The sequence below is a fragment of the Pseudonocardia sp. P-1 genome (genome assembly GCF_058111925.1).
Window position 1 is genome coordinate 137,755 of the sequence record NZ_JBYJZH010000002.1, and the last position, 26,373, is coordinate 164,127.

Annotated in this window: 26 protein-coding genes and 3 pseudogenes; 16 read left to right on the plus strand and 13 right to left on the minus strand. The window is 69.4% G+C overall.

Annotation, left to right across the window (positions count from 1 at the left end; translation table 11 throughout):
• Positions 1-223: 223 nt before the first annotated feature.
• Complete coding sequence (locus AC0GKK_RS27340; protein ID WP_281010839.1) at positions 224-643, minus strand: GNAT family N-acetyltransferase; 420 nt, start codon at positions 641-643, stop codon at positions 224-226.
• A gap of 163 nt (positions 644-806) precedes the next feature.
• Between AC0GKK_RS27340 and AC0GKK_RS27345 the strand changes: the two genes are divergently transcribed.
• The 3 genes from AC0GKK_RS27345 to AC0GKK_RS27355 all read left to right on the plus strand — a co-directional run bounded on the left by AC0GKK_RS27345 (position 807) and on the right by AC0GKK_RS27355 (position 3,616).
• Positions 807-1,715 (plus strand): aminoglycoside phosphotransferase family protein, encoded by a 909-nt coding sequence (locus AC0GKK_RS27345; protein WP_281010838.1) that lies wholly within the window; start codon positions 807-809, stop codon positions 1,713-1,715.
• Between the two features lie 331 nt (positions 1,716-2,046).
• On the plus strand, positions 2,047-2,682 hold the full coding sequence (locus tag AC0GKK_RS27350) for a hypothetical protein (RefSeq protein ID WP_405422021.1): 636 nt from the start codon (positions 2,047-2,049) through the stop codon (positions 2,680-2,682).
• A 181-nt stretch (positions 2,683-2,863) separates the two neighbouring features.
• Positions 2,864-3,616 (plus strand): hypothetical protein, encoded by a 753-nt coding sequence (locus AC0GKK_RS27355; RefSeq protein ID WP_379674417.1) that lies wholly within the window; start codon positions 2,864-2,866, stop codon positions 3,614-3,616.
• A 142-nt stretch (positions 3,617-3,758) separates the two neighbouring features.
• Here AC0GKK_RS27355 and AC0GKK_RS27360 read toward each other — a convergent pair whose 3' ends face one another.
• The 8 genes and pseudogenes from AC0GKK_RS27360 to AC0GKK_RS27395 form a co-directional block, all read right to left on the minus strand.
• A complete protein-coding gene (locus AC0GKK_RS27360; RefSeq protein ID WP_489884127.1) occupies positions 3,759-4,889 on the minus strand; it encodes a hypothetical protein in 1,131 nt (376 codons plus the stop codon).
• 248 nt (positions 4,890-5,137) lie between these two features.
• Entirely contained in the window at positions 5,138-5,950 is an 813-nt protein-coding gene (locus AC0GKK_RS27365) for a hypothetical protein (protein ID WP_489884128.1), read from the minus strand.
• Positions 5,951-6,084: 134 nt separating this feature from the next.
• Positions 6,085-7,021 (minus strand): annotated as a pseudogene (locus AC0GKK_RS27370) (IS5 family transposase).
• Between the two features lie 15 nt (positions 7,022-7,036).
• The gene (locus AC0GKK_RS27375) at positions 7,037-8,350 is read right to left on the minus strand and encodes a lipopolysaccharide biosynthesis protein (protein WP_489884129.1); all 1,314 of its coding nucleotides are present in this window, start codon (positions 8,348-8,350) and stop codon (positions 7,037-7,039) included.
• 239 nt (positions 8,351-8,589) lie between these two features.
• Entirely contained in the window at positions 8,590-9,294 is a 705-nt protein-coding gene (locus AC0GKK_RS27380; RefSeq protein WP_281010810.1) for a DUF4352 domain-containing protein, read from the minus strand.
• A gap of 330 nt (positions 9,295-9,624) precedes the next feature.
• A complete protein-coding gene (locus AC0GKK_RS27385; RefSeq protein WP_281010811.1) occupies positions 9,625-10,068 on the minus strand; it encodes a hypothetical protein in 444 nt (147 codons plus the stop codon).
• Positions 10,069-10,218: 150 nt separating this feature from the next.
• Positions 10,219-10,734, minus strand: a complete 516-nt coding sequence (locus AC0GKK_RS27390; RefSeq protein WP_281010812.1) for a hypothetical protein — start codon at positions 10,732-10,734, stop codon at positions 10,219-10,221.
• 36 nt (positions 10,735-10,770) lie between these two features.
• Positions 10,771-11,493 carry a 2-phosphosulfolactate phosphatase gene (locus AC0GKK_RS27395; protein WP_489884170.1) on the minus strand — a complete coding sequence of 241 codons (723 nt, stop codon included), beginning with the start codon at positions 11,491-11,493 and terminating at the stop codon, positions 10,771-10,773.
• 401 nt (positions 11,494-11,894) lie between these two features.
• On the opposite strand from AC0GKK_RS27395, the pseudogene AC0GKK_RS27400 reads away from it, so the two are divergent.
• The 5 genes and pseudogenes from AC0GKK_RS27400 to AC0GKK_RS27420 all read left to right on the plus strand — a co-directional run.
• A pseudogene (locus AC0GKK_RS27400) lies at positions 11,895-12,759 on the plus strand (IS5 family transposase); the annotation flags it as partial.
• A gap of 225 nt (positions 12,760-12,984) precedes the next feature.
• Positions 12,985-13,882 (plus strand): IS5 family transposase gene (locus AC0GKK_RS27405; protein WP_281010934.1). Its coding sequence is split into 2 segments (ribosomal slippage): positions 12,985-13,335 and positions 13,337-13,882, totalling 897 coding nucleotides; the frame shifts between segments, so codons are not numbered across the junction.
• 29 nt (positions 13,883-13,911) lie between these two features.
• Positions 13,912-14,712, plus strand: a complete 801-nt coding sequence (locus tag AC0GKK_RS27410) for an inositol monophosphatase family protein (RefSeq protein ID WP_179763181.1) — start codon at positions 13,912-13,914, stop codon at positions 14,710-14,712.
• 178 nt (positions 14,713-14,890) lie between these two features.
• On the plus strand, positions 14,891-15,964 hold the full coding sequence (locus AC0GKK_RS27415; protein ID WP_489884130.1) for a glycoside hydrolase family protein: 1,074 nt from the start codon (positions 14,891-14,893) through the stop codon (positions 15,962-15,964).
• 334 nt (positions 15,965-16,298) lie between these two features.
• Positions 16,299-17,228, plus strand: coding sequence for a methylenetetrahydrofolate reductase (locus AC0GKK_RS27420; protein WP_489884131.1), 930 nt, complete (start codon positions 16,299-16,301; stop codon positions 17,226-17,228).
• Between the two features lie 199 nt (positions 17,229-17,427).
• Here AC0GKK_RS27420 and AC0GKK_RS27425 read toward each other — a convergent pair whose 3' ends face one another.
• Together AC0GKK_RS27425 and AC0GKK_RS27430 are read right to left on the minus strand one after the other, a co-directional pair.
• Positions 17,428-18,201, minus strand: coding sequence for a class I SAM-dependent methyltransferase (locus AC0GKK_RS27425; RefSeq protein WP_253069337.1), 774 nt, complete (start codon positions 18,199-18,201; stop codon positions 17,428-17,430).
• Between the two features lie 106 nt (positions 18,202-18,307).
• Positions 18,308-18,505 (minus strand): annotated as a pseudogene (locus tag AC0GKK_RS27430) (aminoglycoside phosphotransferase); the annotation flags it as partial.
• Positions 18,506-18,638: 133 nt separating this feature from the next.
• On the opposite strand from AC0GKK_RS27430, the gene AC0GKK_RS27435 reads away from it, so the two are divergent.
• From AC0GKK_RS27435 to AC0GKK_RS27460, 6 genes are all read left to right on the plus strand, one after another.
• Complete coding sequence (locus tag AC0GKK_RS27435; RefSeq protein ID WP_337832927.1) at positions 18,639-18,956, plus strand: antitoxin VbhA family protein; 318 nt, start codon at positions 18,639-18,641, stop codon at positions 18,954-18,956.
• Complete coding sequence (locus AC0GKK_RS27440; RefSeq protein WP_489884132.1) at positions 18,953-19,570, plus strand: Fic/DOC family protein; 618 nt, start codon at positions 18,953-18,955, stop codon at positions 19,568-19,570. Before AC0GKK_RS27435 ends, AC0GKK_RS27440 begins: the two co-directional genes overlap by 4 nt.
• A gap of 182 nt (positions 19,571-19,752) precedes the next feature.
• The gene (locus tag AC0GKK_RS27445) at positions 19,753-20,214 is read left to right on the plus strand and encodes an Lsr2 dimerization domain-containing protein (protein WP_489884133.1); all 462 of its coding nucleotides are present in this window, start codon (positions 19,753-19,755) and stop codon (positions 20,212-20,214) included.
• Between the two features lie 106 nt (positions 20,215-20,320).
• On the plus strand, positions 20,321-21,859 hold the full coding sequence (istA, locus tag AC0GKK_RS27450) for an IS21 family transposase (RefSeq protein ID WP_489884134.1): 1,539 nt from the start codon (positions 20,321-20,323) through the stop codon (positions 21,857-21,859).
• Between the two features lie 83 nt (positions 21,860-21,942).
• Complete coding sequence (gene istB, locus AC0GKK_RS27455; protein ID WP_489884171.1) at positions 21,943-22,692, plus strand: IS21-like element helper ATPase IstB; 750 nt, start codon at positions 21,943-21,945, stop codon at positions 22,690-22,692.
• A 40-nt stretch (positions 22,693-22,732) separates the two neighbouring features.
• Positions 22,733-23,113, plus strand: a complete 381-nt coding sequence (locus AC0GKK_RS27460) for a histone-like nucleoid-structuring protein Lsr2 (protein WP_489884135.1) — start codon at positions 22,733-22,735, stop codon at positions 23,111-23,113.
• 253 nt (positions 23,114-23,366) lie between these two features.
• On the opposite strand, the gene AC0GKK_RS27465 is transcribed toward AC0GKK_RS27460, so the two are convergent.
• Positions 23,367-24,038, minus strand: a complete 672-nt coding sequence (locus AC0GKK_RS27465; protein WP_379674617.1) for a hypothetical protein — start codon at positions 24,036-24,038, stop codon at positions 23,367-23,369.
• A 253-nt stretch (positions 24,039-24,291) separates the two neighbouring features.
• On the opposite strand from AC0GKK_RS27465, the gene AC0GKK_RS27470 reads away from it, so the two are divergent.
• The gene (locus AC0GKK_RS27470; protein ID WP_489884136.1) at positions 24,292-24,765 is read left to right on the plus strand and encodes a putative RNA methyltransferase; all 474 of its coding nucleotides are present in this window, start codon (positions 24,292-24,294) and stop codon (positions 24,763-24,765) included.
• On the opposite strand, the gene AC0GKK_RS27475 is transcribed toward AC0GKK_RS27470, so the two are convergent.
• On the minus strand, positions 24,738-25,535 hold the full coding sequence (locus tag AC0GKK_RS27475; RefSeq protein ID WP_161152599.1) for a transposase family protein: 798 nt from the start codon (positions 25,533-25,535) through the stop codon (positions 24,738-24,740). The two genes, AC0GKK_RS27470 and AC0GKK_RS27475, sit on opposite strands and share 28 nt — an antisense overlap.
• Before the next feature lie 132 nt (positions 25,536-25,667).
• Between AC0GKK_RS27475 and AC0GKK_RS27480 the strand changes: the two genes are divergently transcribed.
• Positions 25,668-26,147: a class I SAM-dependent methyltransferase gene (locus AC0GKK_RS27480; RefSeq protein WP_489884137.1), complete on the plus strand. Its 480-nt coding sequence runs from the start codon at positions 25,668-25,670 to the stop codon at positions 26,145-26,147.
• The last annotated feature ends 226 nt before the right edge of the window (positions 26,148-26,373 follow it).

Sequence of the window (26,373 nt, forward strand, 5' to 3'; positions counted from 1 at the left end):
ACAGCCTGATCTCCACCGGTCCACGGGACTACCTCATACCGTTGAGCACCGGCGATAGTCGTAGGGACGTACCCAGTGCCAGCGGTGACCCCGAGCGTGCGCATAGCACCTGCCTGGGTCGCGATCAGGCCGCCGGCCGCGACGTCCCATAGGTGCAGGGTCTCGGTGTGCGCATCCAGGCGCACCACGACCCGGCACCGGCCCAATCGGCCGCGGTGAGCGGCTACCTGATGAGGCGTCCGCGCCGCGGATGCAGGGGCGCGCGCATCACCGGTGTGCGTGAAACGCTGAAACCGGATTCCTCGTACATTCGACGACCGTCATCGGTGGCGAGCAACTCCGCGCGGCCCGCATCAACGGTGTGACTCCAAGCGAGCACGGCGTCGAAGGCTGCGCGGCCGTGACCCCGACCCCGAGCCCCAGGATCAGTGCATACGTTGCTGATCAGCACATCGCCCTCGGTCGAGTGCGGTGATGGGGGCGCTTCTCGGAGTGTGCCCAAGGCGGTCGCGACGACCGCGCCATCCACCTCGACGACCACGATGCAGAAGCGTGGGTCCTCCAGCCGCCGCGTGAACCACTCCGTCGCCGCGGCCTGCCAATCGGCGGAGCCATGCTGCGGGACCCCCATCGCCCGGAACATCTCGACACGAAGCCGTACAACGGCCTCAACGTCGTGTGCCCTCGCCCTACGGACACGCCGGGTCGTCACGACCTCGAGCGTAACGATCACCGGGCGACCATCTCCTGTGTCGGCACCGGCTGACCCGGGTTCGCCGTCGGCGCCCCCCGCTACGGTCTGAGGTGTGTCCCAGACCGAGCCGGAGATCACCGAGGGCCTGGTCCGCGAGCTGCTGCAGGACCAGCACCCAGACCTGGCAGGGCTGCCCCTCAGCGAGGTCGAGGGCGGCTGGGGTAACCAGATGTGGCGCCTCGGGGACGAACTCGCGGTGCGGATCCAACGCATGGACACCACCCCGGAGCCACAGCTCAAAGAGAGGCGTTGGCTACCCCAGCTCGCGCCACGACTGCCGTTACCGATCCCCGTCCCGGTCCGCGCCGGCACACCGTGCGAGCGCTTCGGGAAGCTGTGGACCGTCATGACCTGGGTGCCCGGTTGCCCGCTGGACCACGGGGTGATCGCCCGGCCCGAGCACGCCGCCGACACCCTCGCCGCGTTCCTCCAGGCCCTGCACGTCCCAGCACCGGGCGACGCACCCGGTGATGACATGGGAATCGGAGCCCACCCTCGCGAGAGCACCGGAGGCTTCGAGCACTTCCTGGGCTCGATCGACACAGCCGCGTTCGATGTCGATACCGCCGGAGCTCGCGCGGTCTGGCAGGACGCCGTCGCCACCCCCGGGTGGGCCGGGCCGCGGATGTGGGTGCACGGCGACCTGCACCCCGCGAACGTCGTCATCGCGGACGGGACGCTGGCCGGGGTGGTCGATTTCGGGGCCCTGTTCGCCGGCGCCCCCGCGGTGGATCTCGCGGCCGCCTGGGTGGTGCTCCCAGCGGGCATGGCCGAGCACTTCTTCTCCGCCTACGCAGAGGTCGACGAGGCGACGATGCGGCGTGCTCGGGGGCTGGCTCTGCTCAAGAGCCTGTTCCTGATGCTGATGGGCCAGAACGGCGACCGGGGCCTACCCGGCGGCAAACCGGCCTGGGGACCGGCCGGCCGGAAGGCACTGGACCGGGTCCTGAACCATGAGTGACCCGGCGAATCGATCGACGACCGATCGTGCGAGTCCGGCGCCTGCCGCATCACCGCCCCGGGACGCCGCCGGTGCCGGCTACGGCCGGGAGTGGGCGTTGTTCTGCGACTACGCCGCCGCGACCGGGCAACCAGCTCTGCCGACCACGGTGCCCACACTGGTCGGGTTCTTCGCCGCGCTGCCGGCCCGCCCGGCCACCCAGGCTCGGCGGGTGCGCGCGATCGCCGCCGTTCACCGCCAGACCGGGTATCTACTCCCTCGCCCCGAGACCGGGCCCGCCGCGCTTCCGCGGCCGCGGGCTGCTCGCGCGGGCGTCCCTGATCCGGGCGAGATGATCGCTGCCTGCGCGACCCGCGGCTGGCCCCACGGGCTCCACGGCCGCCGCGACGCCTTCCTCGTCGTCGCCACCGTGGTCCTGGACCTGCCGCAGGCACGGGTGCGGGAGCTGGTCCCCGCCGCGGTCATCGTCGACGACGAGGGCGTGCGGGTCGGGGCACAGCCGGTGCCTGTCGACGTCGACCCGCGGCGCTGCCCGACGTGTGCCGTCGTGCGCTGGCTGGAGCTCCTCGGCGTCCTCGACGGGCTGGGCCGCGGATCGGCCCGCATGGACCTCACCCGCGCCCACGCCCCGACCGCCACCGGCCCGCACCGTCACCAGTGCCGGGCCCCCCAGCGGTGGTGCGCCGCCGCCACACTCCTGCCGGCCATCGACCGCTACGGCTGGCACGACGACTACCGCCCCATCACCGCGCGCACCATCCGTACCCGGCTCGCACTCACCGCCGCCCGCGCATCACAGCCCGGCGAGCACGACTCGCCGCCGGACGTCCCCACCGTGCGCACCCGGGCGGCCGCGGGGCGAGAAACACCCAGTCTGGACCAGGTCCTCACCCTCCTCGACAGCATCGCCGACGACGCCGACGCGCTCAACGACCGGATCATCGCGCTGCTCGAGGGAAACCCGTGAGATCCCTACGCCCTCGCCGGCCACTCTTCGCACACCCCCAGTACAGGAAGGCAGCCATGACCAGAACCGCACCCAGTACGGTCACCGCTCGCCCCACCCCGCGCCTCATGATCACCATGGCCGGGCCCCAGGCGGTGTGGACCGCGGTCGAGGACCCCACCGCGCACCGAGGGCGACGGTCGTGACCGGCCCGCAGGCGGGTGATCCTCGGATCGAGGAGCTGCTCGAAGCGGTGACCGCACTGCGCGCCACACTGCGCGCTCACGACGAACGCCACTCCTACACCGAGCGCAGACTCGGCGAGCTCGATCAATACAGCCGGGAGCAGGCCGCGGTCCTGGCAGAGCTCGCACCCCAGATCGACGAACTCGCGGCCGCGACTGCCCCAGGCCCGCCCGACCGCGACGGGGCCGGGCCAGTGGTGTGGGCGCGACTGTCCGCCCAGGAGGCTGCAGCCGCGTGGGACGAGCTGGCCCGCTGGATGGACACCATCGCCATCCCTACTCTCGCCCCGACCTGCCGCCAGATCCCGCCTTGCTGGCCCATGCACCACTGGGGCCGCGAAACCCTGTCCTGGCTCCACCAGACCCACGTCCATGCCTACGGCCCCGAAGGCTCCCCGGTCCTGGTCGCGGACTGGCACACCCGTTGGGTCCCGACCGCCTACGCCATGATCGACACCAAACACGCCGCCCGCGCCGGCTACTGCTCCACCAGTGAGCATCGCTGCGACCGGGTCGAGAACGCCGAACCGTTGCGTACCCAGGACTGGGCGCCCTGGCTCATCCAGGCCCGTAACGACGACATGGCGGTGCGGGCCACCCCGCACGCACACCGAGACAAGTCGCCGCCCACCCCGCCCAGCCCAGCGGAGGGAGCCCGGCATGACTCGCGCTCCAAGGACGCCTCGCCCACCGGTAGCGGCGACGACTAGGAAGGTCGGTGGCGCACGCTGGGTGACACTCCTGACGGGGCCGCGGCCCGGGCTCGCGCTGCGGTCCCGGCCGTGCTCACCGATCCCGGCACCGGGACGGTCGGGCGGGACGTTGGTGGGGCGTTGTGACCGAAGACGCCGTTCACGGTGTGGCCGCGCCGTCGCGATCGGACTGACGCTCGATGATCCGGTCGGTGAGTTCGATGGTGGCCAAGTACCACCAGAACATCCAGTTGAGGAACGCCGGGTCGTAGTCGCTGTGCTGACCTCGACGCTGATGACGGACGGAGAACTCGTTGGCCAACTGGAACAGGGCCCCTTCGTCCTTGCGACCGAGGTCGGTGCGGATGAGGTCTCGTCGTTCCTCGAGAAGACCGGCCAGGGTGATGACCGCGGAGCGCTTGTCGTGCTCGGTAGCAGTCCGGCCCCGGAATGAAGCGATGGCGTGCTCGACCCGCCCGACGGCCCCGGCGTCCGGAGTGGCGAGCACCCGCTCGACGAGATCGGTCCGGGAGTCGTCGGTGACACGCACGAGCCGGCCGGCATCCGGACCTGTCTCCGCCAGCTGCAGCCCGAGTGCGCCGGCGGCGAGGACCTGGGTGTTGATCTGCCACCGGTAGAGCGCGCGACCGGTGTCGCTGGAGAACTCCCCGAAGTGCCAGCCGCAGTTGCCGTAGTCGTGCCACCAGCGGGCGCGCGGGCGGGCGACGAGGTCGTGCAGGACCTCGATCAGCGCCAAGAAAGTGTCCTGGTCCCAGGTGTGGGGCAGCAGCGGCCACAGGTCAGCGATGTGGAGGCGATCGGCGATCAGGGCGCTCAGCTCGGCTGTGGGTTGTTCATCCGGGCAGTCCTGCGCACCGGTCTCGCGTTGGAAGAACCCGACGCCATGCAGGCGGTCGGCCACCTTGACGAACCGGTCTCGTACCTGGTGCTCGTCAAGCTGGAGCCGGGCGGTTGCGCCGCGACGGGGCCAGTAGGGCTTCGGCTCGTGGAACAGACGCAGCTGGTCCAGGTTGGCGACCAGTCGGTCCAAAAAGGTCAGCTCGGTCGAGCTGCCCCAGGAGTCCGGGGCCCGCCCGAACTGAGGTCGAATCCCGGAGCGGGTAAACGCCTCGGCGACGGCCGACCCGACGAAGGCGTCCTCGAGTAACCACCGGATCCGGTCTGCGCGCTGCTGCGAGTCGGATTCGGTACGCAGCGCGGCGAGCTCCCGGGCGACCGTGCGCGGCCAGCGCAGCTCGCAGTCGGCAGAATCGAACATCGGGTCGAGCACGGGGAGCAGGCTACCGGTCATCGGTAGCGCGGCCAGTTCGGTGCTGGCCTGCTCGCTGACCGGTTCGGCGCCACACCGGCATTTGTCATCGCCCGATCGCTGCTGCACTCGCCCTGGCTGCGTCGTTCGCGAACACCCGCACCTTTAGCGGCTGTCTACCCGAGCAGGAGGCGACCACCTCGACCCACGCTTTCGAAGTCCACTCCGGGCATGGGGAGGTCGGCTGCGCCTGCACGGCGCGGCGGCATTCAACGGCCCTCACAGCGGCGATCGAACAAGCTCCACCCACAGCGCAGGCTATGCATGGCAAGGCTGAACCAGCCAGCGAGGCCACCAATCCCCTGCCCGCTGGCAGTCCCAGTCGAGAGCCCCGAACGCCTGTCTAGCGATGGACCGAAGGTCGTCCTCAATGCCAGGCTCCACGTCAGCACATGTGCATCGCAGGAAAGAACGTTCCACGACTGCCTCAGGCCGGCCTGGCGGAACTCATCGCCAGGAAAGATGACTGGCGCAGCTGACTCGATGAATGTCGCAACTTGCAGGTCTGTGTTCGAGCTTCGGGCCGCCCGCACGGCCTCCTCGCGGGATTTGACCCACTTGATCTGCTCGCGCGATCGCTCCTGATCTTCTGGCGACAGCTGAAGCTGCCTGGCTTGCCGAAGGGTCAGCTCGTGGTATTTTCGCAGTTGAACGTAGGTTTCGGTGATCACGATGAGCCCGCGTTCGCGCCTAGTCGCCGGATCTTCGGGGGCTAGGACCCAGACGGCCTGGGTTGCACCGACGATGGCGGCGCGCGCCGCGCTGTACTGGCTCATAGCGTAAATGTTCTTGCACTTCAAGCCGTCGCAGATTAAGCGTAGATGTTCTCCCGCAGAGATTAAGCTGATGCGCACGGTTTCGCTGATCGGTTGATGCGGGAAAGCCGCATCGTCTACGGCGAGCTCGCTGTCGGGTTGAGGCCGCTCTACCTTCTGGGCCCGCAGCCGCCAACGATCGAGGTCAGTTGAAGCCTCGTCGAAGGTCTCGAGATTCGCTTGGAAAGCCTTGAGTTCGTCCTCCACACGTGCTGTTTTACTGCATCGGCAGGTCGCTTAGGTATCGGGCGTCGAAGCGCACCGCATGCGGCGCGCCACCGCACATGCACCGCCGGTGTCTGAGCTGCTGGCGCATGGTTACTCCGCAGTTCATTGATTACTTACGTGTATCTCTGCGCAGTCACTCCGGCGCCGGGCCTAAGAGCGTGTTTGAGAAGATCAAGTCGCGGGTGTGAAGACGTACTTCTGTTGGCGGGCGGCCGGCTTGCCGCGGGCGATGCGGCGGGTGATGGTGTTGATCGCGGCCCAGCGGATCATGGCCTCGGAGACGGCGGGGTGGCGTTCGTAGTCGCGGGCCAGACGGCGGTGTGCGGTCAGCCAGGCCAGTGTCCGCTCGACCACCCAGCGGCGCGGGAGGACGGCGAACCCGCGCTGCTCAGGCGGTTTGCGCACGACCTCGACGCTGGTGCGCAGGATCGTGTTCGCCCACTCCAGCAGGCGTCCGGCGAACCCGGCGTCGGCGTAGACGAACCGCACCCTGGTGCGCAGGTACAGGTCGAGCAGGATCGACTTCGCCCCGTCGCGGTCCTGCACCGACGCCGAGCACACCACAGTGGTCAACAGCAGGCCCAGGGTGTCGGTCACGATGAACCGCTTCCGGCCGTTGATCTTCTTCCCTGCGTCGAAGCCGCGCGAGTCCTGCCCGACGGTGTCGGCACCCTTCACCGACTGCGAGTCGATGATCCCCGCGCTCGGTTCAGGGTCCCGCCCCTCGTCGGCACGTAGCTGACGGCGCACGACCGGGAGGATCTTCTCGGTGACCTTCTGCTGTTCCCACCGGTTGAAATACCAGTAGACGGTCTGCCAGGGCGGGAAGTCCGCTGGTAGAGCCCGCCAAGCGCACCCCGCCCGCACGACGTAGAGGATCGCGTCGACCACGTCCCGGCGCGGGTGCTTCTCCGGACGCCCACCCGCCCCGGCCTCGGGCAACAGCGGTTCGATCAACGCCCACTGCTCATCGCTGGTGTCCGAGGGATACCGCCGCTGACGCCGAGCCACCCGTCCACGATGGACCAGAGCGCGGCCCGCGCGGCGCAGACACGCCGACCCTTCTCAAACACGGTCTAAGGAACGGTTCGAGGTGCGGCACCGTGCTCGCCTGTCGGTGACGGTCAGGACGGCTGCGAAGGCGGTCTGGACGACGAGGTAGCCAAGGACGAAGGGCAGCATGACCAGCGCGGGGTGTGTCGTTGCCGGGTCCGGCAGCGGCGCGAGTGAGGCGATGGCCACGACCAGCCCGCAGTTGAGCAGCGACAGGCGGGCGTAGCCGGTGCCGTCGCCGTCGGCCTGGCGTCGAGCCAGCTCGAAGACCACGACGAGCCGGAACAGCACACCGACCATGAGCGCGGCGATGATCGGCGCACCGACGGTGTAGCCGGGTCCCAGGACCCGCAGGACCGGCCAGCCCAGGGCCGCTCCCAGGGCGAGGAGCGGGACGAACAGCACCAGCATGCGGCGTCGTGTCCGGCTGGCGAGCTCGACGGCGCGGTGGGGCTCGCGCGCGGTCTGCACGGCGAGGGAGTTGGTGAAGAACACCGCGGCGGTGTCGATGACGACGGTGGCCTGCCAGGCGATGAAGAACACCGCGCCGATCGCGTTGCCCATCCGGAAGTTCGCCAGCAGCGGGATCTGGTTGTAGAGCAGCACCGCCCCGAGCTGGGCCACCGCGGTCGGGGCGAGGAACCCGGCCATGGTGGCCCGGCTGGGCAGGACACCGGGCCCGCCCGCGGCGGCGAATCTGCGGACCAGGAACCACAGCACGATGGTGCCGACCCCGATCCACACCACGACTGGAATTACCCAGGACAGCACCATGCCCTGCGATGCCAGGCCTGCCCCGAGCACGGCGAGCAGGCCGATCCGGGCCACGGCGAAGGTCCCGCTGCGCCAGACCGCCAGCCAGGGCCGGCCCGCGGCGACCATGACGAAGTCGTGCACGACGAACACGCCCCACCCGGCACAGCCCAGCACCAGCAGTAACAGGCCGAACCCGAAGGGGCCCTCGCCGGCGGCGACCAACGCCACCCGCGGGACGAGCAGCCCGTAGACCAGCCCGGCCAGCCCGGACAACGGCATGATCAGCAACAGGCTGCCGAACACCAGCCGCACGGACTTGCGGCCTGCCCCGGGAAGCCACCTCATGATGCCGATACCGAGATTGAGCTGAGCCGCGCCGCCGATCAGCTGCATGGCCGAGACGAACTCCGTCGCCCGACCGACCTCCTCCTGGGGCATCACCCACGCCGCGATCAGAAACCCCAGCAGGCCGGCGACGGAGTTGAAGACCGAGGTGAGCGTCAGGGCCAGCGAGTCTCCCAGCTCACGGCGCCCCCTACTGGTCGAGGAGACGGAGGTGGAAGGAGGCATCGCCGCGACGCTACGGCAGCCCCACGCGAGCCCCTCGGGATCCGCCTGCGCCTGGAGATCTGGTCTCGCGGCGGTGTCGAGACCGTCGTCGACAGCGCAGCTGGCTCGATGGCGGCGGGGCCTGCCGCGGAGATGATGAGGCCCCCGCCGCAGGGGTGCTGTGGCGGGGGCCTCGGTTGCGCGCCGTGTCGTTGTGCGTGACTACCCCGGCTTTCGGCGCGCAGCTCGGGGGATGGAGGTCAGTTCGTCCAGGTGATCGGGTCGGAGAAGCTGAACGAGGGCGCGTACTTGACCGCGTTGACGTCGGTGGTCTGCTGGTCGCCGCAGATCATCCCCGAGGTGGTGCCGCCCGGGGCGAGCTGACCGGAGTTCAGCGCCTTCGCCCCGGCGTTGAACGGGATCGACGCGGACGCCTCGACCCCGGCCGGGGTGGTGAACTTCCAGTCGAACGGGTTGAACGACGCCGGGCTGGACCCGTTGTTCTTGTAGGTGACCGTCGAGCACGCCTGCGTCATGCCGAACTCGGTGACCTGCTCGGGTGCGGACGCCGAGATGGCCAGGTCTCCGGAGGTGGCCTCCTGACCGAACTTCACCGACTGGTCCCCGCTCGCGGCGGCACCGGCGGCCGCAGGGGCGGCGTTCGCGTCTCCTGAGGCGGCGGCCGGGGCCTGCTCGTCGCCGCCACCGCCGGTGGCGATCGCGATGACGACGATCGCGACCAGGATCCCGAGGGTCACCTTGAGCCCGGTGCGCTTCTTCTTCGGCGCGGGCGGCGGGATCTGCGGGGCCTGGTTGTACTGCGGGGGCGGGCCCCACTGCTGAGGCTGTCCCTGCGGGGGCGGGTAGCCCTGCGGCGGGTACTGGCCGCCCTGCTGGGGCGGGTACTGACCGTAGTAGGGCTGCTGCTGAGGGTGGCCCTGGTAGGGGCTCTGCGGCGTAGTCACGTACCGCTTATCGGCCGCGTCACCCCCTCATTAGCGCTCGGACCTGCGGATCATCAAGGTTGTTGAACTACTCTTTACCCAGGCAATCCGCGGGCTCCACCCCACTCGCCGGGAGGGTTGTGGAGACGGACGCCAACCTCCTCGCACAACATCTCGCGTAGCCAGTCGCTGGTCCCAGTCGACCGAGCCGCACTGCGACGGTCGCACGCAATCCGTTGCCTGCCGGGTTCACCGCCCTAGCGAGGCGACGCGGGCGCCAAGGGGTCGTTGGCGGCTGCAGGGGCGGCGAGTCGCCTCCGTCGGATCACGGGAAGACCCGCGACCGTCAACTCACGCTCCTACCGCTGCGCGCAGCGACGACAGGTCGGCGGGTTGGACGTAGAACGCCTCTGCCGCGACCCCGCTGCCGTAGTCGACGTAGAGAGGCCCCGGCGTCACCGCGGGAAAATCTCCCTCGACCACGAGCGCGGCCACAGCACGGTCGATCGGCTTGCGGAACCCGTTGAGTCGGCCATCGGCGGAACGCCCGAGGAAGGCGAACACCTGGTCCCGAGTCACCCGACCGTCATCCTTCTCCGCTGCGGCGCGCAGGACCTGTGCCTGGGCGCAGTCACCGAGTTGGGCCAGCAGTCGCTCGAACTGCTCGGGCCGCAGCGAACTCTCGCCGAGCTCGTCACGTCCCTGCAGCTCGACGGTTAGGGCGTCCCGGAGCTTGTGCAGTTCGGGCGTAGCGAGCCGGCGCAGGTCGAGCATCGCGGTGATGGGCAGGAACATGACAACTCCAAGATTCAGTGGACCAACTGAACAAAGAGTCTCACGAGACAGTTCAAGAGTCAAACTGAACATTGAAGTCGGTCAGTCGGACGGCCCCGCGCAGGATCGGTCCGCGCTGCGCCCGGGTCCTGGGCTTGGTGATCGTCCTGTTCACCAGTAGACGTAGTCGGCGATCCATCGCCGGGTTCGGACGACGGGACCGGAGTCGGGACCGGTCCAGGGTTGAACGGCGAGATCGGTGGCGTCCACGAGGAACTCCCGCTCATCGTGGAGGTATCCCAGGACTCGACTCGGTTCCACGACCGCGACCCACACCCGTCCTAAGCCGACCTCGGCGGGCACCTGCCGATGCTCAGCGAACCATCGGGCGATGGCCGGATTCGTGGTCCACGACATGCCCTGCCGCCGCTGAGGGACCGCCCCCCGGAACAGTCGGTGGCGCCGCCTCGGGCGCCGACCGGGCCGGCCCCCCTCTGGCCCCCAACAGAAGTACCCAGCATGCTCGACCATGGCCTGCCAGGCCACAGGGCCGTGCAGAGGATCGCGATCAGAACGGAACCGCCAGATCGGCGGCAGCTCGACCGCCATCTCCGCCGGGGTGACGTCACCGGCGCAGAAGCGTCGGTAGAGGCTGATGGCGGCCGCGTCCCACTGGCTGACGGTCATGTTCGCCTCCTACCGGCGTCGGCCAGGATCCCCGAACTAGACGTTGGCAACGAACATGTCGCCCCGCAAGATCGGGACGAGTGAGCTGGAGTCCAGTTCACTCGCGGTTTGGACGTCGTCCTCATATCCGCTGTCGATCAGTTCCCGTCCGCTGGCGCATTCACGGAGTAGCTGAGTGATCTGAGCCGAGGCGGTCTCAAACGACGTTGCTGCGACAAAAGCCTCCGGCGAAAGGCCAGTCCAGCCGAAGCTGTGCAATGCAGAGATCAGTGCGCCTGCTCCCCATAGATCTTCCACGGCAGGGCGGAGGCTCCGGTCTGGCCACTTCTCGCCGGCCGGGATGATTGCGACGCGAATGTCTGGGGCGGCGGCGCGGCGGGCCTGGATCCAACTTGCCACGGCGGCGCGGTTGCGCAGGCTGCAACCGAGCACGTCTGCCTGCGACCTAGCGAGCTCGAAGCTGATCGAAGACCCGTTAGGAGACGGAAGTACGAGACGCTCTAACGATTGAGCGTTCCGGATGCTGGCCGGCGACAAGCTGACCTGACCTGCTCGGGCTTCCGATCTGCCAACGGCGAGTGTCGCAGCACGGGCAGCAGCGAAAGTGGCGGCCGCATCCTTTCGCCAGGGCAGCGGATAGACGACGACGCCTCGATCGGCGGCCACGGTCAACGTCGTGGTGAAGCTCAGGACGTCGACGACTACGGCGATATCGCAGTCCGGAACCACAGCAGCGGCTCCGGCGAGACCCCACTCCATGCGGAGCGAATACGCGCTCTGCCCATGAGCAGTCGACCCTGATATCACGCGGTGAACAGTACTTCGATCAGCGATGCAGCGGATGATCACAGTCACCCGAAGACTAGTCCATGACGCGCGGCTCCTCGTCGCACCGGCGAAGACTGTCTTCTCCGTGCAGATAAGTTCCGGGAGGGCAACGGGCGCACCCAACGGGCGTTCCTGGCCCAGCTCGTCCACCACGCGGGATACGAGCTGCGCTGGACCGGGATGGACCCGGCCGAGAACACCGAGCGTCCGCGCTCTCGTTGGCCGATGACAGCTCCGCCCTGCACCGGGTCAGACTCCCTCGTGACCAGTAGCCGGGACTAGATCTGGAGTAGGGGAGCCCCTGAGACCGTGTTTGAGAAGGGTCGGCGTGTCTGCGCCGCGCGGGCCGCGCTCTGGTCCATCGTGGACGGGTGGCTCGGCGTCAGCGGCGGTATCCCTCGGACACCAGCGATGAGCAGTGGGCGTTGATCGAACCGCTGTTGCCCGAGGCCGGGGCGGGTGGGCGTCCGGAGAAGCACCCGCGCCGGGACGTGGTCGACGCGATCCTCTACGTCGTGCGGGCGGGGTGCGCTTGGCGGGCTCTACCAGCGGACTTCCCGCCCTGGCAGACCGTCTACTGGTATTTCAACCGGTGGGAACAGCAGAAGGTCACCGAGAAGATCCTCCCGGTCGTGCGCCGTCAGCTACGTGCCGACGAGGGGCGGGACCCTGAACCGAGCGCGGGGATCATCGACTCGCAGTCGGTGAAGGGTGCCGACACCGTCGGGCAGGACTCGCGCGGCTTCGACGCAGGGAAGAAGATCAACGGCCGGAAGCGGTTCATCGTGACCGACACCCTGGGCCTGCTGTTGACCACTGTGGTGTGCTCGGCGTCGGTGCAGGACCGCGACGGGGCGAAGTCGATCCTGCTCGACCTGTACCTGCGCACCAGGGTGCGGTTCGTCTACGCCGACGCCGGGTTCGCCGGACGCCTGCTGGAGTGGGCGAACACGATCCTGCGCACCAGCGTCGAGGTCGTGCGCAAACCGCCTGAGCAGCGCGGGTTCGCCGTCCTCCCGCGCCGCTGGGTGGTCGAGCGGACACTGGCCTGGCTGACCGCACACCGCCGTCTGGCCCGCGACTACGAACGCCACCCCGCCGTCTCCGAGGCCATGATCCGCTGGGCCGCGATCAACACCATCACCCGCCGCATCGCCCGCGGCAAGCCGGCCGCCCGCCAACAGAAGTACGTCTTCACACCCGCGACTTGATCTTCTCAAACACGCTCTGAGCGCGATTGGGCGGGCTCCCGGATCGCTGTCGTCATGCCTTCTCGCCGGTCGTACTGCTACGAGCCCGTGAATCCGTTGCTCTACCTGAGTCACCCGACTCCGCAACCCTGCGCTCGACACCACGAACGTTTCCGGTGGGACTAGGGCGTGTCTCCGAAATAGGTGGGTCGGGGTGCGCGATGCTGTAGCGGTGTCGCGCACTGCGGTCCTGACCGACGTTCAGTGGGCCCGGCTGGCCCCGCTCCTGCCCTCGTCGGAGGGTCGTCGCGGGCGCCCGTTTCGAGACAACCGTCGAGTACTCGAGGGCATCATCTACCGATACCGGTGCGGCCTGGCCTGGCGGGATGTCCCGTCCGAGTTCGGGCCGTGGCAGACGTTGTGGAAGCGGCACCGCCGCTACTCCGGCGATGGCACCTGGGACCACGTTCTCGCGGCTCTGCTGACCGACGCCGACACCGCCGGGATCGTGGACTGGGCGGTCAGTGTGGACTCCACGATCCTCCGCGCCCACCAACACGCCGCGACCCTGGCCCGCGACACAGGGGGCAGGATCGAATTACACGAATCTGCTCGCCGAGCCCGGCGATCACGCCTTGGGTCGGTCTCGCGGCGGGCTGTCGACGAAGATCCACCAGCTCGTCGATGGTCACGGCCGGCCGCTGGTGGTCCTGCTCGGACCGGGCCAAGGCGGGGACTCGCCGATGTTCCCGCACCTGATGGCGCATCTGAGCATCGCGCGAGCGGGCCCGGGACGTCCCCGAACACGGCCGGAACGACTGCGCGCTGACAAGGCCTACTCCTCGCGCGCGATCCGCCGCCATCTACGCGAGCGGCGGATCGTCGCCGTCATTCCCGAGCCCGCCGACCAGCAAGGACACCGCAAACGGCGAGGGGCACGCGGCGGCCGCCCGCCCGCGTTCGACCGCGCCGATTACCGCAATCGCAACGTCGTCGAACGCGGGTTCTGCCACGTCAAGCAGTGGCGCGGGCTGGCCACCCGTTACGACAAGCTCGCGCTGACCTTCCGCGGCGGCGCCGTCCTGAAGGCGATCGTCACCTGGCTCCGCGCTTTAGGAGACACGCCCTAGATCTGCGCTGTGCTGCACTGTGGACGACTATGGGTAACTACGACCTGCGCGCGGTGCTCGACTGCGCCGTGTCAGCTGCGCGGACCGCCGGGCGGGAGATCGCCCGCGCGGCGCAGGCGGACGGCGGGCCGGTACTGCAGATGAAGGACGGCGTCGAGCCGGTCACGGACTCCGACCTGCGCTCGGACCGGATCATCCGGGGCGTACTCGGCAGCTGCATCCCAAGCGTCCCAGTGCTGAGCGAGGAGTCCGGTGACCTGCCCGTCGTCGGCGAGGGACCGTTGTGGATCGTCGACCCGATCGATGGGACGGCGAACTTCGCACGCGGGCACCGCTACGTCGCCGTCTCGATCGCCTTTGCCATCGACGGCGTCGTCCAGGCTGGCGTGGTACACGCTCCCCTGCTGGACGAGACGTTCACCGCGATCCTCGGGCGGGGAGCCGCTCTGGACGGAGCCCCGATCGGGGTGACCGACCGGGGCTCGCTCGCCGACGCGATCGTCAGCACCGGGTTCCCGCACGTCCGCCCCGACATCGACGCGCTCGTCGAACGCATCCGCCGGCTGATCACGCACTGCCAGGACATCCGCCGGGCGTCCTCGCCCGCTCTCGACCTCGCCTGGCTTGCCGCCGGACGCCTGGATGCGCACACCGAGACCCTGCACCCATGGGACGTCGCGGCAGGTGGCCTGATCGCGACCGAGGCCGGCGCTGTGCGCACACTCCTGCCGGGACCTGCCCGGACGCTGCCGCCGGACCTGGACGGCGCCGAGGTGCTCTTTGCGGTGCCGGGCATCAGTGACCTGCTCGAGCACCTGCTGAGCGAGTAGCTGGACCAGCCGCGGAGGGGCATCGTGAGCGATCGGGACGTAAGGGCCGCAGGAACGTAGGCATCGTGTGAGCCGGTTGCTGCCGAACCGGACACCGCGGTAGTTTCTGGAACCGACCTACCTGATCCGCAGGGGAGTCAGCGCGCTGCCGCGCGTCTCCAGCCAGGAGGTCGCACCTATGAACGTCGACCAGCCCGATCTGTGGCGATCGCAGGGCAGCCCCGCGCCGATTGTGCTGTGGGACATGCTTGACGGTCCGATGCCGCGAGGGCTTCTCGGTGTCGGTGACCCGAACATCCACCTCGTCGACGACCGGTGGACCCTGTTCGTCGGCGGCTTCACCACCACGTTCCGCAACCGCCTGTTCCGCGCGCACCTGGTCGACGAGGCGAGTGGGCCCAGCGGTCCGTGGCGGGTCGACCGCGACCCTCGGGGCCGGGCCCGACCGCTGGCCGCCGACCCGCCGAAGGGCAGTTGGGACGCTGCCGGCATGCACACCCCGAGCTACGTCCCGCCGGCTGCGGGCAACGGCGCTCGGATCTATTACTCGGGCCGGGCGAACGCCAAGCTTTACGGGCCCGGGAGCAGGTATGCGATCGGCGTGCTGGAGCACGTCGACGGCCAGTGGCGGCGGCGCGGAGCGCCGGTGCCGGAGGGCAGCGGCCCGCGGTGGAGCGTGCTCGAACCGCGCGTCGTTCATTCCGGGGGTCGCTACCGGATGTGGTATCAGGCCAACCCGCACGAGATCGGTCCCGGCGAGCACCCCGACTACGAGCTGCGATGCGTCGAGAGCGAGGACGGCCTGACCGGTTGGACGCCGCCGCGTGTGTTCGCCGGGCCGGGCGAGGGCTTCTTCGACATCGCGATCGCGCCGCGCGGCGACGGGTGGGTGATGCTGCTGGCACGCGGGTCCGACCTGCACGACACGGGCGGTCTTCCGCCGCAGGGCCTCTGGTGGAGCACGGCGGCGCGTCCCAGCGCCGACCGCGCGGACTGGTCGCGACCGCGGCGGTTCCTCGACACCGATGCGCCGGGTACTCCAATCTGGATGGCCCGCGGAACCTACGGACCGGGGCTCGCCTTCGATCCTTCCAATCCCGCTCGCGCCACGGTGCTGCTGACGGGCGTCCGGGACACCCCGCGATGGCCCCGCCTGATGCTCGGGCGGGTCGCCCGGCTGCGTCGCCCGCCGGTGCCCGCACCGTTCTACCTGTCGGTGGCTTCTCTGATGCTTGATCTGCCGACCTGCTGATCGATGCCGCTTACACGGCCGGAGTCCAGATCGACGTAGGGCTCAGCGTGCGGGACCCCGACGGCGCGGCCGCGCCGGGATCGCGTCCACCACGTCACGACGCGGATGCTTCTGTGGCCGCTCACCAGCCTTCACCGGCGATAGCAACGACGCGATCGGCGTGCTGGTGCACACCGACGGCCGGCCCGCGGGCAGGTGTTGGAGCTGGCCCTGCAGCCTGGGGGTGGCCGCACTCGTCGGAGACCACCCGCACTCCGGCTCTGCATGCCTCGTGGACAGGGACCGTGAAGCGATGGGTCGACGGTCGCGGTGGTCGACGCCTACGGTCGTTGTCGTGGATCTTCGGCGGCGCATCTCGGAACGTCACGGCGAATTCCTGCTCTTCGCCGTGACCCCGCCCCGGAAGTCGACCTCGCCGCAGCGGGCTCAGGAGATCGCCGACGCCACGATGGCCCGGTTGCGCCCACTGGGTCTGGATGGCCTCGTGCTCTACGACATCGACGACGAGAGCGATCGCAATGCCGAACAGCGGCCGTTCCCGTTCGTGTCGACGTTGGACCCGGCCGACTACCTCGCGCGGTACCTCACCAGCTGGACCGCACCCGCGGTGATCTACCGGGTGGTGGGCAAGTATCCCGAAGCCGAACTGCGGCCATGGCTCGACGCCCAGGATCCCGAGCAGGTGCTCTCGGTATTCGTCGGCGCCTCCTCGCGGGACAAGGAGGTCGCGCTGTCGCTGAAGCAAGCCCACGCACTGCGGGCTCAGACCAGCCCGGAGCTCGCGGTCGGTGGAGTCGCCATCCCGGAACGACACACCCGCAGCGGCGACGAACACCTACGGCTGCTCGCGAAACAGGACGCCGGATGCAGGTTCTTCATCACCCAGGTCGTCTACGACGTGAACGCGGCCAAGAACGTCGTCTCCGACTACCGCCTCGAGTGCATCGCCCGCGGCGTCGAGCCGGTGCCGATCGTGTTCACCTTCACCGTCGTGGGCTCGACGAAGACCCTGGAGTTCCTGACCTGGCTCGGGGTGGAGGTACCGCGCTGGATCCAGAACGATCTGATCCACTCCGACGACGTGCTCTCCACCTCCTACGAGCAGTCTTTGTCCTGTGCCCTCGACCTCATCACCTTCTGCCGGCGGCTCGGCGTCCCGTTCGGGCTCAACATCGAGAGCGTGTCCAGCCGCCGCGCCGAGATCGAGCAGGCCGTCCAGCTCGCCGCCCGGCTGGGGCAGGAACTACACCGCCCGCGCCGATGACTCAGTGGTCATCGTCGGCTGCACCGCCTGCCTGCTCTGGTGCCCGGCATCATGACCGGCCGGCGGACTGGCACAGGGTCTGGGCTGGTTGCTGCGACAACGAGCCTCCCGCCCCGGGCTGCGCCCCAATCGCGAAGCCGCGCGGTCCTTTGTCCGAGGGCGCCACGCTGAGAAGCCAGTGCACGAGGAAGCGCTGGGGTCAGTCAGGGTGAGCGGCGATGGTCAGTGCGGTGACGTAGGGCTCGTCCAGCCCGCCGTCGGGAAACGTAGCGCGCAGGGATCTGACCTCGTCGGCAAGGAAGCGCTCCCGCTCGTCGTCGGGCATCGCGACGACATAAGACTGAGTGGCGAGGTTCGCCACGTGCCGGTCGGGGCTTGAAGGGCGGGTCCAACGAAACGAGTGGTGCTCCGCCACGAGGCCGAACGGAGCTTCACCAAGCCGCTCACCGAGGTCGGAGCCAGCGAAACCGTGGTAGCGGGGCGCCGCTTGTCGGAGGCGGTCCCGCTGCTCAGACACCCAGCCAACGGTGAAGTCGGGGACGTTCCACCACACAGCGAGACGCCCGCCTGGTCGCAGCACTCGCATCGCCTCGGGCACGGACCGCTGGGGGTCAGTCCAGTGCAGCGCCTGAGCGTAGGTCACCAAGTCGAACGAGTCGTCACTGAAGGGAAGCTTGTCGCCCGATGACTGCACGGTATCGACGCCGGGCAACGCCTCCCTCAGCTGGGCCAGCATGTTGTCCGCCGGGTCGACCGCCACCACCGAAGCGCAACAGGCGTGCAGCACGGCTGTCGCGATACCCGTGCCCGCTCCGATGTCTGCGGCGAACACTTCGTCGAGCGGTGTCGCGAGCGCATCGGCGATCCGCTCGTACACCTGTGCGGGGTAGATCGGGCGGTGGCCTGCGTATGCACTGGCCACCTTGTCGAATAGCTCGCTGGCACGCTCCTGCCTGGCACCACCGTCCGTCATGTCCCTGCATCTCCTTCGAATGACTCATTCGACTAGTTGACGTGCTCGCTCGACGTCTGGTCGGCGACTTGACCGTGAAGCTTCGCAAGTCGTTTCTCCCTGCTCGCTTGCCGCCGGGCAGACCGCGTTTGCCGTTCTGACTCATCAGTATGAGGAACGGGCTCTTGGACACGGCAAGTCCTCGGGCGCGCCGGATTGTCGCTTCGTCGATGTCGCCGTAGGCGGATAAGAAGGGCCCGGCGCTGCCGCCCGGAAGCAGTACCCAGGCGGCGGCGAGGTCGGCTGCGGGGTCGCCGGCGGCCAGCGCGCGTCGCCTACGGACGTCGGCGCGGTCAGGATGCGCGTCGGTGACCTGGCCGGCCTTCGCAGTGGCCCTCAACGACTCCACGGCGCGTACTCGACTGTGTACGCGTTCGGGTACGCTCAATGGTGTGTGGGTGCCTGAGGTGTTGTCGTTTCGTGAGTTCCGTACGGCGTTGGCGGCGACGTTGAAGCGGGTGCAGGAGCCCGAGGCCGAGCCGGTGTTCGTCGGTGCTCATCGCAAGCCCGAGGCGGTGGTGATGTCGGTGGCCCGCTACGAACAGCTCATCGGGGCCGCGCAGCGCCGCGCCGATGTCGACGAGGCACTCGCCTCGGTCCGCGCCGAGGGCCTGGAGCCGAGCGCGGAGGGTCTGGCGTTGCTCGACGGTGTCGCTGCCGGCTCGGTCAGCACCGGCGAGGCTCGTGAGCGTGTCCTGGCCCGCTACCGCCGTTGACCGGCCCGGACCCCTACCTCGACCTCGCCACCGGCGTTCTGCGGAACCGGCTGGGGATCACCGATCCGGGAGAGCTCGCCCAGGCCGAGGCCGAGCTCACCGCGCTACGCCTGATCGAGCTGCGCCAGGCGCCGCTGCCCGGGCGCTACGACCTGGACCACCTGCAGGACTTCCACCACCACATCTTCAGCGACCTCTACGACTGGGCCGGGCAGCTGCGCACCGTGTCCATCGGCAAGGGACAGCTGTTCTGCCTGCCCCAGCACCTTGAGACCTTCGCCGCCGACATCTTCGGTCGCCTCCACTCCGAGCAGGTGCTGCGCGGGCGTGACCTTGACGGCTTCGTCACCGGCCTGGCCGAGCTGTTGGGCGACGTCAACGCCCTGCACCCGTTCCGGGAGGGCAACGGGCGCACCCAGCGGGCGTTCCTGGCCCAGCTCGCCCACGACGCCGGCTACGAGCTGCGCTGGACCGCGATGGACCCCGCCGAGAACAACCGAGCGTCCGCGCTCTCGCTGGCCGGTGACACCGCCGCCCTGCACACCATGCTCGCCCGCCTCATCAGGCCACTCCGTCAGCTACCCCAATCGCGGCCGGCATCCACCGACAGCTGAGCAGCGCCTCCGCCTCGGCCTCGGCCTCGGTCCGATTCTCGAGGGGGCGTGTGCCGCTTGTGCCGGGTCGGCAACGCGTTCCTGCCGGTTTGTTCGCCGCGCCTGGCTTGGCGGGCCCACAGAATTGTCGGCCCCCTGTCGCACACTGAGCCTTATCCCCGGTGCTGTGCGAGAGGACCGTGATGTCAGACCCCGTCATCGTGGCAGGAACCGCCCTGTCCCGTGAGCTTCAGTCAGCGTTCCGCAACGCATGCGACGCCCGCCGGAGCGAGTGGGTCGAGCGGGAGAACGAGGCACTGACCGCCCTACGGATCCTGGCCACCTACCTCGCCTACCACCCGGGAAGCGCCACCGCCCGGGCCATCACGACAACACTGGCCCGCACTATCGCTAATCCGGGGGAAGGCATGTCTCCCGCAGAGCATCCACTACCCTCGGCGCCGAGCATCAATACAGCAGAGGGTGACACAGTGGCGCGAATTGAAACGGTACAGCTGATCGACGACCTCGACGGCGCGGCAGCTGATGAGACCGTCGCCTTCACCCTCGACGGAAAGCAGTTCGAGATTGTTGGCGGACACGAGATCCTCCCCAGTGGCGGCCAGCTGATCTCCCCGCTGGCGGCCACGAAACTTCCCCACTGATGGCCGTGGTTTCTCCCCACTGAGCCGTGTCGCCGCCGGTTGGCGGCGGCGTCGTCCGGCTTGCTGTGCCTCGACAGTGATCGTCGGGAGCTGCAGGGAGCCGGGTTTGAAGACCAGCGAGGAGATCATGGAGATCCTGGAGGCATACGACCTCACCGGCGGGTTGCGGGCGGCCGCAGCCCTGGCCGGGTGTGATCACAAGACCGTGGCCCACTACGTCGCGCTGCGCGAGGCCGGTCACGCCCCGGGCCGGCGCCCGCGGCGGGCGATGAGCCTGGACGAGTTCTTGCCGAAGATTGAGGAGTGGGTGGACCGGTCGAAGGGTCGGATCCGCGCGGATCGGGTGCACGACAAGTTGACCGCGATGGGTTTCGCCGGTTCCGAGCGCACCACGCGGCGCGCGGTCGCCGAGGCGAAGGCCAGCTGGCGGGCCGGGCACCGGCGGGTGTTCCGGCCCTGGTTGCCCGAGCCGGGGCTGTGGCTGCAGTTCGACTGGGGCACCGGCCCACGGGTCGAGGGACGCGACACGCTGCTGTTCTGCGCGTGGTTGGCTTGGTCGCGGTTCCGGGTCGTGCTCCCGGTCCGCGACCGCACCCTGCCGTCGCTGCTGGGGTGTCTGGACGCCACGCTGCGCCGGATCGGTGGGGCCCCGACCTACGCGCTGACCGACAACGAGAAGACGGTGACCGTCGAACACATCGCCCGGGTCCCGGTCCGCCATCCCGACGTGGTCACCGCCGGGCGGCACTACGGGATGACCATCCGCACCTGCATGCCCGCAGACCCGCAGACCAAGGGCGGCTCGGAGGCCACCGTCCGGATCGCGAAGGCCGACCTGGTCCCCACCGACACCAACCTCGGTGAAGGTTATGGCGACTTCGCCGAGCTCGAGGCGGCGTGTCGAGCGTTCTGCGAGCGGGTCAACACGCGCCCGCACCGGGCGACCGGGCGGGCCCCGGCCGAGATGCTGGCCGAAGAGACCACTCGGCTGCACACGTTGCCGGTCGCGGCGGTGACCACCGCGTTCGGCGAGACCCGACGGGTCGGCTGGGACGCCACGATCTCGGTCGGCGGGGTCCGTTACTCGGTGCCCTGCGAGTTGGTTGATCAGCGGGTCTGGGCCCGGCTGGCCGGCGACGAGCTGGTGGTCACCGTCGTCGACACCGACGGGCCCCGCGAGGTCGCCCGGCACCGGCGTGGGCGGCGAGGGACACCGCAGATCCGCGACGAGCACTACCCCGACACCCATCCGTCGCGGCGCACCGTCCCCGGTGACCGCACCCCGCGGGCGGGCAGCGCCTCGGAGGAGGCGTTCCTGGCGATCGGGCCCGGGGCCGGTGACTGGTTGACCGAGGCCGCCGCGGCCGGGACGTCGCGGATGCGGTCGAAGATGGCCGAGGCGGTGTCGTTGGCCAAGCTGCACAGCATGGCCGCGGTCGATCAGGCCCTCGGCGCGGCGGCGCTGGCCGGCCGGTTCGCCGACGACGACCTGCCCGCGATCCTGGCTCATCAACGCAGCGGCCCACCTGCCGCGCCACCGGCGCGGGCCACGGAAGCACACAGCCTGCAGACCGGCACGAGCGCCTGGGCCCTGTTCGGCACGTCAGCCACGGTCTCGGCAACCGGTCAGGAGACCGCGTCATGATCGCCACCAGCACCAAGCAGGCCACCAGCCCGGACACCGCCACCTCCCCGGGCCCAGGCCCGGCACCGGCGTCCGGGCAGACCATGGACGAGATGCTGCGCCTGGCCCGCCGGCTGCGGATGCCCTACCTGCGCCAACACGCCCCCGACGTCCTCGCGACCGCGCGGGCGCAACGCTGGGACCCCGCCGAAGTGCTGCGCGTGTTGCTGGCCGAGGAGATCACCGGCCGCGACGAGGCCACCATCCGGCTGCGCCGCAAGAAGGCAGGCTTCCCCGCCGGGAAGACGTTCGAGGCCTGGGACGCCCACGCCTCCTCGATCCCGGCGGCCTCGCAGCAGGCGCTGCGCACTCTGGAATGGGTCGACCGGCACGAGAACCTATGTGTCTGCGGCCCGTCGGGCACCGGCAAGAGCCACTTCTGCGAGGCACTCGGGCAGGCCGCGATCGACAGCGGCCGCACCGTGGCCTGGTTCGCCATCGACGAGCTCGGCGCCCTGGTCCGGCGCCACCGCGCCGACGACTCGATCACCAAAGCCATCGCCCGGCTGACCCGGGTCGATCTGGTCGTCGTCGACGACATCGGCATGCTCCCGATCGGCCAGGACGCCGCCGAAGGGTTCTATCGGCTGGTCGATGCCGCCTACGAGCACCGCTCGCTGGCGGTCAGCTCGAACCTGCACCCCTCCGGGTTCGACGAGCTGATGCCCAAGACGCTGGCCACCGCCACGGTCGACCGGCTGCTGCACCACTCCCACATCTGCCTCACCGAAGGCGAGTCGTTCCGACTCGCCCAGGCCACCACTGGGAAAGGGGTGAAGCCGCTACCCACCTGAACAACCGGGGAGAACCCCTGGCCACCAGTGGGGACAAACCGTGTCCGCCAGCGGGGAGCAACCCTGGCCGCCGTTGGGGAGATCTTCATGGCCGTTGACAGAGATTGACCTCAATGCGGCCAACGCCGCGACGCTCCGGGACAAACTCGCCCCGTTCGTGTCCGCCGCGCGAACCGCAGGAGGCAGCCGGCGCGCACGCCGTCGCGAGGCTGTCGCGGGGGCGGGCTCGACCGAGGCTCGGCGCCACAACCATGCGGTGCGTGTGTGGGCGCGGGAGAACGGATATTCCGTCTCCGAGCGGGGTCGTATTCCTGCCGAGGTCGTCGAGGCCTACCGTGACCGCGACTCGAGCACCGCACCGTCCGCGCCGGAGAAGGCCGCGCCGACGACGCGGCCACAGCCCGCCCAGTTCAGCGGATAGCCCCGCGCGCCGCCCTACATCGACGGCGGGTCATCAACCAGGTCCTAGGTGGCTGAGCCTCCGCGCCGCGGGTGGTGCAACGCGTTCGGCGGGGACAGCAGATGAGCCCACGAGGCCGTCGCGCAGACCGCTCCGTCGGTGTAGATCGCGGCGGCGAACGGGTGGCACCGGTCGACGACGACCGCGTACCCGCCGATTGCACGCGCAGCGCCGACCGCGAGTTCCGAGCGCCCCGCAGCAGGTCTCGTCTTCATCACCTGAGACGGTGGTGGTCGATCAGCGCCTGTTGGTCGGGATGGACCGTGTCGGCCCAGGGCAGTGGCAGACGGGCGTCCCCGGCCAGGTCCGCTTGTTCGTGGAGATCGGAGACGGACAGCCGCTGTGAGGGGTCGAAGCCGTATGTCTGCGGTGTGCTGACAGTTCGCAACGCGATGGTGTCCGGCTCGACGTCGACGGCGACGAGCTTGACCCCGGCCACCCCGACGTCGCAGATGAAACCGGCCCAGCCCCAGGCGTAGCGGCGGTGGGACAAGACCTTATCCCGTCCGTCGACCTCGCACGGGACGGTGCGCCATTCCCGCCACCTCTGGGAGGACTCGTAGATGTGGTCGATCTGGGCTTTGTTGAAGCCCTCGGGTAACTCGACGGCGGTTCGGTCTGGGCGCATGCGCTCGGACAACGTGAAGAGGCTGCCGAAGGCGAGCTCCTCGCCCAGTTCAATTCCGCCGGGTCGGTAGGTGTTCGTGCCCACGGAGATGTGGGCGCGGCTGTTCTCGACTCGGTGCCCGAGCCAGAGGGTGGTCATCGGGTGGCCGAGCGCGCCTTCGTAGAACTCGACCCAGGTCGGGCCCGTCCACGGGGAGACCCCGAAGAACGGGAAGTCGATCGGAGGGTGGCCGGGATCGTGGGGTGGAGCTGGTCCCATCGTCTGAGTCTGACAGCTGAGACGACTGCAACGCGATCGCCGTCGGGCCGTGCGCGGCCTCGCTGCCTGGTAGTAGGTTCGGCGTCATGTGGCTTCCGCTCGCGCAGCGTCCCCGCACCGCCTGACGGCGGTGCACCCCGCCGCCCGACCCTGTCTCTGAGGGGTTCGGCGGCCTCTGACCCGTGCCGACCTGGGCTCGTCGTCCAGACGTGACACCGCCGCGTCCCCACCCGCTGTTAGGGAAAACGCGATCGTGGACACCCCACCCCTGGCTGGCCGCTGCGCCGACACCACCCAGCACCGCTACTCCTCAGATGACGCCAGCCGCGCACTCGACACGGTCGCGACGTGGCTGACCTGCCCGCACTGCGCCAGCCCATTGACCCGCGCTAGCCGCACCATGCGGTGCCCGTCCGGGCATGCGTTCGACATCGCCCGGACCGGGCATCTGTCACTGCTGCCCGGGCGCCGGCGCCACCGCGGCGACACCGCAGCGATGGTCGACGCCCGCGAGGCCTTTCTGACCGGCGACCATTACCGGCCGCTGCGCTCCACCATCACCGCTCTCACCGCCGAATACGCCCCCGCGACGACCAGGCTGGTTGTCGACCTCGCCGGCGGCACCGGTCACTACCTCGCCCCAGTGCTCGACGCTCTCCCGGCCGCACACGGGATGACAGTGAGCCTTTGCCAACCTGATCAAGTGTTGGCGATCATGAGGGTCTGAACTGCGGCGATGAGCGCTGCGGCCTGGTTCGGGCTGGAGCGGATCTTGCGCAGGACCTTCCAGGTCTTCAGCTCGGCGTTGACCCGCTCGCCCGGCCCGCGACGGCGGGCGTGCGCGGCGTTGACCGCCTTCTGGTTCACCGACAAGGGTCGGTAACGACCGGTGTCGGGGTCGAGGCGCCGACGGCGCTGCGGGACCGCGACCGTAGGCCCGGCACCCTGGTAGGCGGTGTCGCCGGCGGCCGGGATCGCGTACTCGGTGAGCGCGTCGATGATGCCGTGCTCGCGGGCTGCGCCCATGTCGTGACGGGCCCCGGGCAGCGGCGGGGAGATCCACACCAACCGGCCGACCGGGTCAGCGATGACCTGCACGTTCAGCCCGTGGCATTTGTGCTTGCCCGAGTAGAACCCCCGGTCATAGCCGCTCGCCATGCCGACCCGGTCGATGCGCAGCAGGGTCCCGTCGATGATCACGAACGCTTTGCGCGCCGCGACCTGCATCGCTTGCTCCAGGGTCGGGGCCATCGCAGCGAGCAGGTCGATGGCCTCGCGCAGGTAGCGGTACACCGTGGAGGTCCCGACCTTGAATCCGCAGGCCAGCTGGGCGTAGGTGTCACCGGTGCGCAGGTGCGCCACGACCAGCAGGGCTTGACGGCCCGGGGTGAGCCTGCGCCAGCGGGTCGCGCGTTCGCGGCGGTGACGACGCAGCAGCGTGCTGACCATCTTCAGCGTGTGGGTGGACACGGTCATCCCGGACGGGTAGGACAGCACCTTGAAGCTCCTGGTCGGACGGATTGGTCTCAGCAACCGCTCGTCTACCAGGAGCTTCACCCCTTCGAGGTCACGCCACGCCGCACACGCTCTGACCTGCCCGTCCGTCAGGTTGGCAAAGGCTCAGTGGATGTGTCAACCGCGGCGCTGCGCCGCGCTGCGCGTGCCCATCCCCGTGCGGCTGCGATCGCCGCCGACGTCTGGGCCCCGTTGCCGATCGCCACCGGCTCTGCTGAGGTCGTCCTCAGCGTGTTCGGCCCCCGCAACCCCGGCGAGGTCGATCGCATCCTCGCCGGCGATGGGATCCTGCTCGTCGCTTCCGCCCGCCGCGAGCATCTGCTCGAGCTCCGTGCCCGCCTCGGTGGGGTCGGGGTCGACCCTCGCAAGGCCGCTCGGCACCGCGCCGCTTTCACTGGGTTCGTCCCCGTGGCCCGCCAGGTGGTGCAGTGGCGGCTCGCTCTGCACCGTGACGAGGCGAGCACGCTGGCATGGATGGGTCCCAACGCCCACCACCTCGCCGCCGACACAGACAGCGAGGATGCGCTGTCGAGACTGCCCGATCTGATCGGGGTCACCGCAGCGATGGACGTGGTGGCCTACCGGAGACGCTGACCGGCGCGGGTCGGTCCGAGGCCAGTAAGGACGTTGACGACGGGGTGGAACCGGATTGAGGCCGTCTCCGGAAGGCGGACCGAGAGCTGCAGGATTAAGGTCAAGCGCGAATCCGACGACCTGGGGCGAACCTGAAGCGCCCCGGGTCTGGTGGAGGTTCTGAAGCCACGGGAAGGTGGTCTTCGTGCCGGCACCGAGGAAGTTCAACGACGAGATGCGTGAGCGG